This window comes from Saprospiraceae bacterium (genome assembly GCA_016717265.1).
Taxonomy (GTDB): domain Bacteria; phylum Bacteroidota; class Bacteroidia; order Chitinophagales; family Saprospiraceae; genus Vicinibacter.
The window spans coordinates 3,966,221-3,980,980 of the sequence record JADKFX010000001.1 but is presented as its reverse complement, the minus strand read 5'-3'; the positions used below and the strand labels follow the sequence as shown (position 1 = coordinate 3,980,980).

The 14,760-nt window shown below is 33.3% G+C and carries 10 protein-coding genes; 8 read left to right on the top strand and 2 right to left on the bottom strand.

The features are described from left to right. Positions 1-13 precede the first annotated feature (13 nt). The 8 genes from IPO86_15570 to IPO86_15535 all read left to right on the top strand — a co-directional run bounded on the left by IPO86_15570 (position 14) and on the right by IPO86_15535 (position 11,100). A complete protein-coding gene (locus IPO86_15570) occupies positions 14-1,036 on the top strand; it encodes a hypothetical protein (protein MBK9729525.1) in 1,023 nt (340 codons plus the stop codon). A 420-nt stretch (positions 1,037-1,456) separates the two neighbouring features. After that, positions 1,457-3,022 (top strand): lipase family protein, encoded by a 1,566-nt coding sequence (locus IPO86_15565; GenBank protein ID MBK9729524.1) that lies wholly within the window; start codon positions 1,457-1,459, stop codon positions 3,020-3,022. A gap of 170 nt (positions 3,023-3,192) precedes the next feature. Then, positions 3,193-4,794: a thiol-activated cytolysin family protein gene (locus IPO86_15560; GenBank protein MBK9729523.1), complete on the top strand. Its 1,602-nt coding sequence runs from the start codon at positions 3,193-3,195 to the stop codon at positions 4,792-4,794. A gap of 116 nt (positions 4,795-4,910) precedes the next feature. Continuing rightward, a complete protein-coding gene (locus tag IPO86_15555) occupies positions 4,911-5,408 on the top strand; it encodes a hypothetical protein (GenBank protein MBK9729522.1) in 498 nt (165 codons plus the stop codon). Positions 5,409-5,437: 29 nt separating this feature from the next. After that, a complete protein-coding gene (locus IPO86_15550; protein ID MBK9729521.1) occupies positions 5,438-6,820 on the top strand; it encodes a hypothetical protein in 1,383 nt (460 codons plus the stop codon). Positions 6,821-7,095: 275 nt separating this feature from the next. Then, positions 7,096-8,451 carry a hypothetical protein gene (locus IPO86_15545; protein ID MBK9729520.1) on the top strand — a complete coding sequence of 452 codons (1,356 nt, stop codon included), beginning with the start codon at positions 7,096-7,098 and terminating at the stop codon, positions 8,449-8,451. Positions 8,452-8,960: 509 nt separating this feature from the next. Next, on the top strand, positions 8,961-10,604 hold the full coding sequence (gene rny / locus IPO86_15540; GenBank protein MBK9729519.1) for a ribonuclease Y: 1,644 nt from the start codon (positions 8,961-8,963) through the stop codon (positions 10,602-10,604). 103 nt (positions 10,605-10,707) lie between these two features. Beyond that, positions 10,708-11,100, top strand: a complete 393-nt coding sequence (locus tag IPO86_15535) for a hypothetical protein (protein ID MBK9729518.1) — start codon at positions 10,708-10,710, stop codon at positions 11,098-11,100. 357 nt (positions 11,101-11,457) lie between these two features. Here IPO86_15535 and IPO86_15530 read toward each other — a convergent pair whose 3' ends face one another. Both IPO86_15530 and infB read right to left on the bottom strand, forming a co-directional pair. Continuing rightward, entirely contained in the window at positions 11,458-11,820 is a 363-nt protein-coding gene (locus IPO86_15530) for a hypothetical protein (protein MBK9729517.1), read from the bottom strand. Between the two features lie 186 nt (positions 11,821-12,006). Beyond that, positions 12,007-14,748, bottom strand: a complete 2,742-nt coding sequence (gene infB / locus IPO86_15525) for a translation initiation factor IF-2 (GenBank protein MBK9729516.1) — start codon at positions 14,746-14,748, stop codon at positions 12,007-12,009. Positions 14,749-14,760 lie beyond the last annotated feature (12 nt).

Here is a 14,760-nt window from a genome sequence, read left to right as displayed (position 1 = left end):
AATTCAGTGACTAATGAGTAGATTAATAAAAATTCCGAATGTAGGATACTGTGTTATTTTTTTAATAGGTACCAATGTTAGCTGCCAAAACAGCAACTCATATCCAGCTTCTAATGATAAAGGCAATTTAATCAATTCAAGTATGCGTAATTTAGTTCACGCGGATCCATTTATTGGAACCTTTAAAGGAAGTATCGAAAATAATTCAGTTACAATACAAATTAGTGATGCTTCGGCTGAAGAGTATAATTTCTATTTTAATGGGCAAGGTCCTGATAGAATCAAAAAAACAGGCAGTATAATTAAGATGCATGGAGCTGGTGTATCATTTGCTCTAGAACCAAATGGTGAAGGCTTACTATTAACTGGAAACGGAAAAAATGTCATACTAGAAAGGGAGAATCAAAACGAACATCAAAATAGTTCACAACAATACCAAACTGAAAATGATCAATTTATTGGAACTTATGATATGGTCGCTAATGGACAAAACTTAGGTAAAGTTTCTATAAAACATACCGGAGGTAATAATTACAAATTGACAACTGGACAAGGAGAAGACCTTGCACAAAAAAATGGAGATCAATTGAAAGGTACCAGTTCAGGAACTCCTTTTACTATTCAACGAAATGGTCAGAACTTAGTTTTAAATCTGCAAGGAGTTGATTTTTTGCTGACAAATAGGCAAGCCCTCACAGCAAGTCAATCGAATTCTGGGAATGGACAAATCGATCAACGATTATTGGGTAGCTGGAGCGGTTCTACTGCAAGAAGTGGAAGTTCCTCGCAACAAACTTATAGGTTCAATTCAGACGGTAGTATGCAATACCAATATTCCTATTCAGCTGGCGGTAATGGCTGGTCAGGAGGGGCAACATCAGATCCGGTTGAAACGGCGACTTTTTCAGTTAGTAATTTGAACGCAAATGGTGGAATTCTAATTATAAATGGACAGCAAATTGAGTATGAATTTTCAAATTTTGCAGGTGAGGAGAAATTGATTTTAGGAAATAAGTTGCTAAAGAAGGTTTATTAAAAAAAAATTTCATTCAAGATGCCTAAATCTTAATTTATAAATTTTTTGAATTTAGTAGAACTATTTGTTATTATTGGACAAATACAAAAGCAATATTTTGATGGAATTATTTAAAAGTTAAAATAATTCACATTTGTCTTTACATTTTAAAAGTAAGCTTACAATAATTTAGTATTAATAAAATTAAATATTGTTAGGAATAATTGGGGTAGCTTAAAAATTATAAGTAAAAGTGAGCTGGTTTGTGATGATTTGTGATTACGTTTTGACAGAGATATTAAAATTTGGCAATACTAAATATATAGTTTAATTGATTCTGGTGTTGCTATTAATATAGGTAGAAACTCATTAGAGTAAAATATTTTAAAGGCAATGAAAATTTGCAGGATGAGTAAGTTAGTATGACTAAAATTTACTATTATGTATAAAATTTATTTTTTATTTATTTTATTTTTTGGAAACAACGTTTTATATGCGCAAAGTTATGATTATAATCTTAATGCTAGACAAAATGAAATAAATGCTTTTTCAAATTTCTCCGAAGATGATTTTGGTAAGAACAATATTAATGCATATCTTCTATCATACATAACTTGGCTGATGTATCCTGAAAGATTAGCGAAAAATTTAAGCGATTCAAATAATAGTTCAGCAATCACTCAATATTCTAATTTGGAGTTTTCTCAAGCTTTTAAATATAGATTTTTACATATGTTTTGTGATATACCCCCACTTATGCCTTCAACAATAGATATAAAATATGAAGGCAAAGAAAAACTAGAAAATAATGATATTGATTATTTTAAATATAATTATTCTTATAAAATTAATTACATTAAAAGTTTACATAATAGCAAGGATAAGCTAAAACTATATATATCTTTAAAAAATGAAATTGAAAGAGAAAAAGCCAAGCTTAGAGCTAAATTAACCGCTATAAACGGAAATTCAAAATACTTGCATATTAATAATAATGATATTAGACCAGATTCAATCCTTTATCTTTCGAATTACAAAAGTGAAGTGCAATTTATTGTTAAGCTTAAACTCATTGAATTAGAAATAGAAAATATTTATAATAAATATATTGAAAATTATGAAAAATGGGAAGAGTCCTTGCCTGTATTTAAATTTATTGCAAAATCACCTGGATATGGAATAGATCCTGAGTGTATGCTTATTTCCACATCAAAGTTTATAATTGTTGCATTTAGGGGCACAGACAGAGTTAGCAGAGGACAAGCAGGTGGGCTTGAATGGGAGTGGGGTGAGTGGTTTGGAACAAACCTAAATATTACATTATTCGAGGCTCCATTGTTCAGAGGATCTAGCATTCACTTTGGCATGTGGAATTCTTTGGGAACTATAAAAAGTAAAATTGATGAATTTATTGAAGAAAATAACAAATCTAAAAGTAAAACTTTGTGGGTTACTGGTCATAGTTTAGGAGGGGGGTTAGCTGAATTATATGCTTTTAATCTCTTAAATAGTAATATCGTTATAAAATCTAAAGTTCATTGTTATTTATATGGAGGGCCACCATTTGTTGGCAATCAAAAATTTGCTGATATGGTAAATCAGCCTAAACTAATGGGATGGCCTAAGGGCATTGTTCAAAGATTTGAATATAGAGATGATTTTATAACTTCATTGTTCATGGGTACTGAAGCCGTAACAGAGAATCTAGAAAACGTTCCGGTTATAGGTTGGCTTGTCGATGCAATAAAAATTGGTTATGTAAAATCTGGCCAAAGAAACTGGTACTCAAAAGAAGGAAAAGAAAATTACAAATATAATTATAGGGAAAGGCGTATTGTTGACGATGGCCCTTATATTCCTAAATTCTGCGATCATCAACCAGCTTGGTATGTACGTTGTGCTTATGATGTATTAACAATTAATGAGAAATCTAAAGTTCCTTCAGCACCTTGTAGACCATCAGCAAATATGGGAGATGAGGGATGTGGAAATAACTCTTGTAATTGAAAATAAATATAAATATTTATAAACTATTAAGAAATTCTGATATGAAACAAAACACTTTAATCTTACGTAATTTTATCATTCAACACTTAAATAATCTCTTAATCATATTGATTACCCTTTCAACCTATTCTATAGGGAGCTCACAATATGTTAAACCAAAAATATTAAAGATGAATATTTCAAGAACACTTCCATTGAGTTCAATTCGTCACACCATGAGTACAAGAGCAAATTTAAGACCCCTAACACAATCGAAATACACAAAAAGGATTGGAACGTTGACAAGAACAGTTTTACCTGATGATGGAATTAGTGAACAAATATCAAGAACTGATGGTGAATCAATAAATGATCGAGAAGATAACGTAATTTGCACTGTAACACCAATGTTTTTGGAAGCTGGATTCAATGAAGCAAATATATTAAATCCAGATGGTGTAGAATTTTGGCCTGGACGATTAATAGATATTTCTTCTATCGATGATGGTAGTTACACTAATTTTACTGATTTTACTAGTAGAAATAACATCTCAATTTCCTTAAATGCAGCTGGAACATCTGCGAATAACATTAATGAAACAATACAAGGTACCGATATTACAAGGGGGAATGTGGTTAATGCTATAAACAGAATAAAAAGAAATTGGGGACCTAATAATTTTGGTAGCCTAGATATTGGTTCAGAAGAAATTCGTGCTTATGAAATAAATCAGTTTTTCTTAGAAGCTAAAGCAGGAGTCATGATTCCTGGTATGGCACTAAATATCTCAGCTACCGCTTCCACATCGAATATAAGAACCAAAAACACAATTGTTTACAAGTTATTTAGAGCAGCCTACACTGTTGGTATTGATAGTGATATCTCTACTATTACAAATTTAAATCCTGAAGATGTATCAGAAGATGGAGGTATTGTTTCTGCTGTAAAATATGGATCTTTTGCCTTAATCGAAGTGACTTCCGAATTGACACATGATTCTATTAATGCATTAATGTCAGCGGCATTCAGTGTGGGAGGAACAACCATTGAAGCAGGATTAGAATCAAGGCTAAATCACATGATTTCTTCATCAAGTGTTAAGATTCTTTTACGAGGTGTTTCAGAGAATTTCCAAACAAATGCAGCAACAATAGAGGATTTTAAAAAAGTACTTTTTGGTATTAAAGAAGAATTTTCAGCAACAAGTCCTGTTGTTCCTATTGCATTTGTAATTAGGTCTTTAAAAAGTGGTCAGATTATGAAATTAAAAACGACAATGACCTTTAATAAAAGAGATTGCACTATAATTCCCCCTGACGCCGATATATCGATGACACTACAAGTTATAGGAATTGCAGTTTTAGAGGCTGAAGTCGAATCAAGTCTCGATATTTTTGGCAAAATAAACTTTGATACTGATATACCAAATACAGACTACGTTACTGTTTGGGAGAAAAAAAGACATCAAGCTGTTGAAATAGCTGAAGGTGTTGGCGCGAGATATGATGCAAAAGGAAGTTCGAAGCGATTTAAAATTAAATTTAAGGCTTCAACCAATTATTTGAGTACAAAATCACTCATTATTGGAATTCATTTAAAAGATCGCGATGGATCAGTTGATGATGGATTTTCACATGAACGATTTTATCTACCATTATCTTCGCTGTACAAGCCTAAAAGTGACAGATATAGTGAGCCTAATTACGAGCATATTGGTCCAGGTTTCGCATTTACTGTTCAAGAAGCAAATGGAACACAAAAATTGGTTATTTATGTAGACAGAGTAGATTAAAAGTTTTTAATATAGATTTTTGAATTCATTTTCCATTGACCAAAATAGAAATTATTATGAAGAATATCTGTTTATATATAGTTTTCCTATTGGTATTTTTCAAATGTAGTGAGGATATGAGTATTATCCAAGAACCCTTCTTCTCCTTTTTAAAATCTTCTAATATTACCATTGATACCGTAGAAAAAGCAGCTAACGTTTGGGAATATGGATTTAAATTTACTCCATTGCAAAGCGGAATAGTAAAACAATTAGGAATAAAAGTGCCCGCAATTGGAAACTTTAAAGTCAAACTTTATAATTTGATTACGAATTCTGTAATTGTGGATACTATCATTGAAAGTAAGGCGAAAGGTACTGAATCATTTATTGAAGTTGAAAATTTGAAATTGAGTAATAATACTAACTACGGACTTTCCATTGTGGCAGATGTTTTCTTCAAGGTAAAACAAAATACTGGTGCTGTATTTGTATTCCCACAAGTGATCGGTAGCATTCAAGTTTATGGATTTTTCGAAGAAAAATGTGGGGCAAATGGTTGTGCTGTTTTTCCTGTAGCATTGAATGATTTAGTAATAGCGCCATGCGTAAGTTTTAAATTTCAAGCAGATTAATTTTTGATTTTAGCTTTTTAAAATAAAATATGAGAATAAATTTATTTTTATCAAACTCAAAAACAAAATTATTATTTTTTCTTTTGGTTTTTCAGTTTGTTGACGTAATGAGCCATGATTCAAGTAGTACTCTTCCAGGTCAAATTAAATCGCAATCAAGTATTTCAGGATACTTAAGTTCAAATGTCGAAATGATTTCGGATCCTTTTATAGGGAGATTTATTGGAGAAATTAATGGCCTACAATTTGTTCTTGAAATTAGAAAATCCACTTCTGGAAATTATGAGATTTATGTCAATGAACAAGGACCGGATATAGCAAATAAAAGTAAGGATGTATTAATCGGAACGGCGGATGGATTCGATTTTACTATTAGTTTGTCTGGCAGCAATATCGTCTTATCTATGTTTGATCAAAGTTCGGTATTTGTTAGAGAAGGTAAAGTGCAGGATAATCAAACAAACAGTCCTTCGAATGAAGTAATTGAAAATTTAAAGAAATCTGATAAAATAATTGAGAATAAAATAGATCCATTAATTGGTACATTTTCAGGGTATGGAGAAAATAATATTGCTATTAAAGTAATTATTTCAAAAAATGCTGAACAAGAATATTTATTAACATTTAATGGAATAGGTCCGAATCGAGCTGAAAAATCTGGTGGTATTTTATTACTATCTGAAAGTGGTGTAACTTTTAGCTTTGAAGCAGATGCTAATGGATTAATTTTTAAAGGCAACGGAAAATCCATACGCTTGAATCGTGATGGAGTAAATCCGAAAGTAACCACTGCCCCTAAAAATACGAGTCCTGTAAAATTTGAAGGTACATATAATGCCTATAGAAATGGTAAAGCTTTTGGAATGGGTAGAGTTACCATAAAAGCAGCAGGAGATAATTCTTATAAATTATCAGATGATAAGGGAACAATTAAAATGCGAAAAGAAGGCAATCAAATGGTTGGTATGCTGGATGATGCTAATAAGAGTGTGGTGAGTGTAAGGATTCAGAACAATGGACTAATACTATGTATTTCTGGAACTGACATTGAGCTTACTAATGCTACGCCTGTGTATTCAGATCAGAGTTCAAGGCAAATTGATCAAAGAATCATTGGTAAGTGGAATGGATCGAAAACTTATAATAGTGGATATGGCGGTGGTTCAAGCATTCATGAAAAGATATATTTGTTTAGAGCAAATGGGACCTACGAATTCAAAAGTTCAAGCGCCATGAGCGGACCAGGTTGGAGTTCTGTTAACGATGGCGATTTAATTAAAGGTGGTTACTTCATACTTTGGATCACCGACAGTAAAAATATTATAAACATTGGCGGCACACAATTGGTATATGAATTATTTAATAATAATCAAAGTATGAAACTTGATGGAATAATCTATGAGAAAATGTAAATTTTTAATTTTGCTGTCAAGATTTTTTTACTTCGGATATTTTTTTAGTATTTAGTTCTTTGCTGTTAGGTTTAGCCAATATATATCATACTTTTTAAAGTAAAACATCTATGGTAATAATTATCAATTGGCTCATTACGAACATAAGGATGGGAATATAAATAGTAATGAGTCATTTATGGTTGTCGCAAATTTGAAAGTGTTGGTGAACTTTTGTCATTCAATTCTTTAGCTATTAATTAACCAACAAGATACTTGTTTTTAAAATTATAAATATGTTTGTAATAAATTTTCAAATTCATTCGATTGTATTCTTCATTTTAATTTCTATTAATGTGAGTTGTTTGACCAATGCAGCTATTGGGAAATCTAATATGTTAAGTACGATCGATTCCATAATGCCCAATACCAATGATCAGCCGGATCCATATATCGGAACATTTAAAGGACAACTTAATGGCCAAGAATATGAATTGATTATTCGTAAGACTAATTCAACAAAATATGAGATCTATGTAAATGGCTTAGGACCAGATTTTGCGACACTACAAAATGGCATTCTTGAAGGGAAATCTGAAGGTATTGATTTTTCTATTCAAACTTCAAATGGGAGACTTCTTTTGTCAATGAATAATCAAAATATTGAATTTACGGGTGAGTCTGTAGATCTAAACGATGTACCGGTAAATGAAAACAATAATGTCAGCGCTTCATCAGAAAATAAGGAAATTGAAAAAAATACAGATCCTTTTGTGGGAAATTTTTCAGGTTTTGGCGAGCAAAATGTACCAATAAACATTTCTATTGCCAAAGATGAAGGAAATGGATATTTGTTTTCTTTTAATGGAATGGGGCCTGAGAAGGTATATAAAAAAGGGCAAATAATTAGCTTAAAAGATTCAGGACTTGACATTACTATTGAAGCAAATGCTAATGGATTAATTTTCAGAGGCAATGGAAAATCAGTTGTTTTGAATCGCGAAATTCCATCAGATTTAAAACCCAAAGTTTTACCAGCTATCAATTCTAATGTAGATCCTTTTATTGGCGTTTTCCAAACGTATTTGAATGGCAAAGATGCAGGGATAGGTGCCTTAACGATAACAAAGATAGATCAGTTTGAGTATCAAATTAAAACCAAGGCTGGTATTCAAAAATTAGGACATTGTTGCCATGATAGACATAAATTGCTAACTGGTTGGGAGGAAACAGGTACCCCAAATCAAAAACACTATATATCAGTTAGAATACATGAGGGAGGTCTCATGATGGCTTATGATGGAACCGATATCGAATTAACGAATAGGAGTCCGAGGTATAGCGATCAGAGTTCAAGATGGATTGATCAAAGAATTATAGGGAAGTGGACTGGAGGGAAAACAATTTCAAGTTATGGAGGACTTGGCAATGCTTCAATTACATCTGAAAACGCCTATCTTTTTAGGTTAGATGGAACATATGAATCCTTAGATGCTTATGGGAAATATGAAAAGGGAGTGTATTTTATACTGAACGATATCTCGGCCAATTCTTTGATGTTGAGAATGGGAGAACGAAATGAGTTGTTTAATTTTTATGAAAACAACAACAAAATGAGAGACTTGTTTGGAAATTGGTTTACTAAGAATTAAGGGTCAATTTTAGCAGTTTGGTGTTTTATGCTTGTTAGCTTCGCTTATTCGTTCTACGTGATATTGATTTTAAATTTTAGGTTTCGATTCTTAAGATTTCTTCATCTCAATTTATGAGTATTTTATTAGTATTCCAGTTTGGATTGGTTTATACTAGCTAATTGACCTCTCCAAAATCATAAAAAATTCTAAATTTTTTTTTATATTTGCAATTGTTGGGTTCTATGCTTAACGCAGCGTGATTCCAATGGATATATAATTTTTATTTTTAATATATAAAGGTCTGTATCGTATTAATTTACGATTAGCCGGAGAATATGTGGCGATTGGAAATAGGGACGTTTTAGAGGATTCCTCTTTAAATCATATAGTTTTGTAACGCATGTTAAATCTGTTTTTGCCTATCGGTACCCAGAAAACCTAAGAGTCCTCAAAAAGGCTCAAGGAGCTTCATGTCAGACAAAATACACCTCTTCTTCCAGGCAGGACCTGCTAAATTTTTTTAACAAATGCAAGATATACTCGTAGCAATTATTGGCGGCCTAATGGCCGGTATGGGCGTCGGTTATTTTATCGTTTACGCTATCTTAAGACGATCTAACCAACGGAAATTAGAAGAAATTAACCGCATCAGTGACCTGGAAATTGAAAAAGCCAGAGTTAGTTCACAAAGAATGATCTCAGAAGCTGAAATGAAAGCGGAGAAAATTGTTTCTAAAGCTGAACAAAAAAATGAGACCATTAAACAACAGAAAATTCAGGAATCCAGAGACAACTTTGCCAGACTGAAATCCGATTTTGAAAGTTATAAAACTACCCAATCTGTCGAACTTAAAGAAAGGGAATTGAAAACTTTGGCGCTCGAAAAAGAAATTCAAACCAAAACACAAGACATCGAAAATCGGGAAGGGGAAGTAAAAACACTTCGGGAAAATCTGGATCTCCAATTAAAAATTGTCAATAAGAAAAAAGAAGAACTGGAATCTGCAAATGAAAAGCGGATTAAAGAATTGGAAAATATCGCTCGGATGAGTGAATCTGAAGCAAAAGAACATTTGCTGCAAGCTGTAAAAGCAAAAGCTACTAATGACGCCTTAATTATTGAACGGGAAGTTATAGAGAACGCAAAAACAAATGCAAATAAGGAAGCTAAGAAAATAGTTATCCAAACAATTCAAAGGATGTGCGCTGAGTACACTATTGAAAACTCTGTTTCTGTATTTAATCTTGAAAGTGACGATATTAAAGGACAAATCATCGGTCGCGAAGGTAGAAATATCAGAGCCCTCGAAGCAGCTACAGGTGCTGAAATCGTTGTAGATGATACCCCTGAAGCAATCGTAATTTCAAGCTTTGATCCTATCCGCAGAGAGATTGCACGACTCTCTTTAAAACGTTTAGTTGCAGATGGTCGAATTCATCCAGCGCGTATTGAAGAAGTAGTGGCTAAAGTTAAAAAACAACTCGACGAGCAAATTGTAGAAATCGGGGAACGGACCATTATCGATCTTGACATTCATGGCTTAGATCCATATCTTGTTAAAATGGTAGGACGGATGCGTTTCCGTTCTTCTTATGGACAAAATCTATTAAAACACTCTTCCGAAACAGCTAATCTTTGTGCCGTTATGGCAGCTGAATTAGGCCTCAATCCTAAACAAGTGAAATTGGCTAAACGTGCTGGTTTACTTCATGACATTGGAAAAGTAGCAGAAGAGGAATCTGAATTATCACATGCTTTATTTGGAATGAAGTTATGTGAGAAATACAATGAAAATCCAATCATCATCAATGCTGTTGGAGCCCATCATGATGAAATAGAAATGAATAATATTATTTCTCCAATCGTACAAGCTTGTGATGCCATTTCTGGCGCTAGACCAGGTGCCCGTAGAGAAATCCTGGAAAGCTACCTAAAACGGATTACAGAACTTGAAGAACTGGCTATGACCTATGAAGGTGTGCAAAAAGCATATGCTTTACAAGCAGGTCGTGAACTTCGGGTAATTGTTGAAAGTGAAAAGGTTACGGATCAATATGCAGATGATTTGGCATTTATGATCTCCCAGAAAATTCAAGACGAAATGCAATATCCGGGTCAAGTGAAAGTAACGGTGATTAGAGAAAAACGAGCTACTGCATTTGCAAGGTAGAAATGATTTAATTGGAATTATTTATTGAATAAAATTCAGGGCCGTTATTATACATGCAGAATTATCAATGTCTTCTGATAAAGCAATAATCTAAATTTGCAAAATGAAAGGTAAAATCTTAAACCTTCTTTTGATAGTTTCTTCAATGATAGGTTATTTGGAATGGGGAAAGGACCAGAAAGTTTTTTTATTTCAAATGGAAGCTGAAATTGTTTCAAAAATTTTCAGTGCACCAGGTTCTGTAATTCATCCATTTACAATTCTTCCATTAATTGGACAACTGATACTTTTATTTACCCTTTTTCAAAAGCAACCAGGTAGAATATTAACATTTATTGGAATTGGTGGAATTGGAATTTTATTAGTTTTTATGTCTGTTGTTGGTATCATCAGTCTGAATTTTAAGATTTTTATTTCAACGATTCCTTTTATAGTTATTGGCGTTCTGACGGTTTATCATCATTGGAAAATGAAGCCTTTACAATCAGATACTTGAATTCCCGTTTTTATATGGATTTAAGGAATAACAATAAATTGATTTCTATTCCTTTGCTAATTTTTTTTTCTTCCAAAAAAATGAGCCTAAACATTTTTGTGACCTTAGCTTATTTTATTAAAATACTTGTCACGCGCTGTATTTCGAACGGTTATCCGATGATTAAAAGAAAAGATATTTCTTGCTTCCCAGCTTTTTGAGCTGACCCATTAAATTTATTATTGGAAACTTTTTGTTCCTTTTCATTAATTCTAATTTTACGTTCCTGAATGATCGTTGAAACTTATTTTAATAGATATAATTTCTGATTATGCAGAAACCATTAGATTCTAAGAGTCCTTTTAAGAACTCAATTTTTTACTCATTATTTTTAAATTCACCCACTACCAATTTGGATTTTGCCTGTGCTCTGCGGTCAACTTTAAAACCAAATGATTTTCCTTTATTTAAAAAATGAGTAGATGCTGTACCCATATGTTCGCCATCGTCGATGACAAATTCAAGTTTAGATAATTTATCTCCGTCATATTGGACTACTGGAAATGATAATTTAATTCCTTTGCTGATTAATACCGTACTTATTGAATCTAAAAGATTTTTAGACATTAATCGACCGAATTGAACTTCAACATAATCTGCTTCAATTGTAATTTTATAAGGTTTATATTTTGGAGTACAGCTTATGCCTATTAGCAATAAAAGTAAATAGAAAGATTTCATAGAATGCTGAATTTTTCTAAATTAAAAATATTTAAAGGAATAAATAATAATTTCATTTATTGCTTTAATCGTTATAAACGTACGTAGTAAAAGAGTATTACTTAAAATGAGCCTTAAAACTTTCCAAAGGAATATTAAATTACCTTACAAAAATTAAGTAAAAAAAATGACTAAAATTTAAAATGACTATGCCAATTTTTGTTTTACTTCAACGATTTCTACCGCCTCGATAATGTCGCCTACTTTGATGTCATTAAAGTTTTTTATTGAAATTCCACATTCCATATTTTCTTTAACATCTTTCACATCATCTTTAAAACGTTTTAAAGAAGCTAATTCAGCCATGGCACCTTCTCGGTTTGGATATACAACAATACCATTTCGGATAACCCGTATTGGATTGTTTCGACTAATCTTACCATCTATAACAATACCACCTGCAATCGTTCCAATTTTAGAAATCTTGAATACTTCACGAACCTCAACCTGAGCAACAATTTTTTCTACTTTTGTAGGCTCCAGCATGCCTTCCATGGCAGCTTTGATTTCGTCGATTGCTTCATAGATGATAGAATATAATTTAATTTCTACTCCTTCCTTTTCAGCCAATTGACGGGCACTTGTTGAGGGTCTCACCTGGAAGCCGATAATAATTGCATCGGAAGCAGAGGCTAGAAGAATATCAGATTCAACGATCTGTCCAACAGCTTTATGGATGACGCTTACTTTTATAGATTCAACAGATAATTTAATCAAACTATCAGATAATGCTTCAACCGAACCATCCACATCACCTTTTACGATCAATTTCAATTCTTTGAAGTTACCAAGAGCTAAACGACGTCCTACTTCATCCAGGGAAATTCGCTTAGAAGCTCGATTTGCTTGCTCGCGATTAATTTGAGAACGTTTACTGGCAAGTAGTCTGGCTTCCGCTTCTTCCACCATTCCTTTAAATTTCTCACCTGCGGTAGGAGCACCTTGCAGACCTAATACTAAAACCGGTACCGAAGGGCCCGCTTCTTTTAGTTTTAAACCACGTTCATTAAACATCGCTTTTACTTTACCGGCATAATCTCCAGCAAGTATAATATCCCCATTATGAAGGGTGCCATTTTGTACCAATAATTTGGTTACATAACCCCGGCCTTTATCTAGTGAAGCTTCAATTACAGTTCCTATAGCCATCTTGTTAGGATTTGCTTTCAGATTTAATACTTCCGCTTCTAATAATATTTTTTCTAATAATTGTTCGATTCCCTGTCCTGTTTTTGCAGAAATATCCTGGGATTGGTATTTGCCACCCCAATCTTCTACCAAAAGGTTCATTTGTGATAATTCATTTTTGATTCGCTCTGCATCTGCTCCGGCTTTATCCACTTTATTAATTGCAAATACCATTGGAACATTAGCAGCTTGAGCATGACTGATTGCTTCTTTTGTTTGTGGCATGATACGATCATCTGCAGCAATAATAATTACTGCTACGTCTGTCACTTTTGCACCCCGCGCACGCATTGCAGTAAACGCTTCGTGACCGGGTGTATCTAAAAATGTAATTCGCTTTTGATCCTTGCCCACGAGGACTTCATAGGCACCAATATGCTGTGTAATACCGCCTGCTTCACCAGAAGCAACGTTTGCTTTCCGGATATAATCCAATAAGGATGTTTTACCATGATCAACATGGCCCATCACCGTCACAATTGGAGCGCGATCTTCTAATTCATCCGGATCATCATCAACAACTTCTTCATCTTCATTAATTTCTTCAGCACTAATGAATTCAATTTTATGTCCGAATTCTTCAGAAAGAATTTCAATAACTTCTGCATCTAATCGTTGGTTAATGGATACAATAATACCCATATTCAGACAGGTCATGATTACATCTGTAACCGGAATATCCATTAAACTTGCCAATTCCGAAACGGTAACAAATTCTGTTAATTGAATGACGGATTTATCTTCTGTAGATTGTTTTAATTCTTCCTTCTCACGCATTACTTCCCGCTTATCTCTCCGAATTTTCTGCCGCTTATTTTTACCTCCCATATTTAAGCGCGCCATAGTCGCTTTAATCTGGTCTTCTATTTCTTTCTTTGTAACTTCTTTTACAGCGTCTTCTGGGCGTCTGAAACTTCTTTGATTCCGATCGTCTGGTTGGAATTCAGTAGGATTAACTTTTTTACGTTTGCGTTTACGTTTCTTTTTGTCTGCTTCAATTTCAGCTGCTGTTTTAGCTGGAGTTGGAGCATTAGCAGGAATGGGAGCTTTTTTTGGTTCCTCTTTTTTCTTTACAGGGTCTTTAAATTTATTGGTATCAATTTTACCTAATATTTTCAATCCCTTTAATTGCGGCGCTTCAATTCTGGTAATTTCTTCTTCTACTATTTCTTCTACCGGTTTTGCAACCACGATTGGTTTCTTTTCGACAACAACTGGCGGTAATTCTTCTTCCTTTTTAGGTTTCCGCTTAGTTTTAGTTTCTGGTTGATCCAGATCAATTTTTCCAACAACTTTGATTTTAGGCTTTTGCTCTTCATCAACTTTAGCTGTAATTACTGTTTCTTCTTTTGGTTCTGGTTTTTCTTTTATGATTGTTTCAACCGGTTCTACAGGAGGTGCAGGTGTTACTGCCGGAGGAGAAACAGGGACAACAGGAGTTGCAATTGCAGGTTCCCCAAATAAATTAATTTTTGGTTTTTCTTTTGGGGGCGCAACTACGGTAACCACTTTTTGAAGTTGGTCCGCTTGTTCTTTTTCCTTGATCGAGCCTTGAAATTCTTTAACCAGCTCTGCATACATTTCGTCTGTAACTTTTGCAGTTGGCTTGTTTTCTAATTCAAAACCTTTCTTCTGCAAATGTTCAACGACGGTAGAGAGACCGACATTTAATTCCGTTGCTACTTTTACTAATAACTTCATTCAATACAATTG

Coding starts and splice junctions, on each gene's coding strand:
- IPO86_15565 (MBK9729524.1), top strand. CDS start 1,457: ATGTATAAAATTTATTTTTTATTTATTTTATTTTTTGGAAACAACGTT.
- IPO86_15545 (MBK9729520.1), top strand. CDS start 7,096: ATGTTTGTAATAAATTTTCAAATTCATTCGATTGTATTCTTCATTTTA.
- infB (MBK9729516.1), bottom strand. CDS start 14,748: ATGAAGTTATTAGTAAAAGTAGCAACGGAATTAAATGTCGGTCTCTCT.
- IPO86_15560 (MBK9729523.1), top strand. CDS start 3,193: ATGAATATTTCAAGAACACTTCCATTGAGTTCAATTCGTCACACCATG.
- rny (MBK9729519.1), top strand. CDS start 8,961: ATGCAAGATATACTCGTAGCAATTATTGGCGGCCTAATGGCCGGTATG.
- IPO86_15555 (MBK9729522.1), top strand. CDS start 4,911: ATGAGTATTATCCAAGAACCCTTCTTCTCCTTTTTAAAATCTTCTAAT.
- IPO86_15535 (MBK9729518.1), top strand. CDS start 10,708: ATGAAAGGTAAAATCTTAAACCTTCTTTTGATAGTTTCTTCAATGATA.
- IPO86_15530 (MBK9729517.1), bottom strand. CDS start 11,820: ATGAAATCTTTCTATTTACTTTTATTGCTAATAGGCATAAGCTGTACT.
- IPO86_15570 (MBK9729525.1), top strand. CDS start 14: ATGAGTAGATTAATAAAAATTCCGAATGTAGGATACTGTGTTATTTTT.
- IPO86_15550 (MBK9729521.1), top strand. CDS start 5,438: ATGAGAATAAATTTATTTTTATCAAACTCAAAAACAAAATTATTATTT.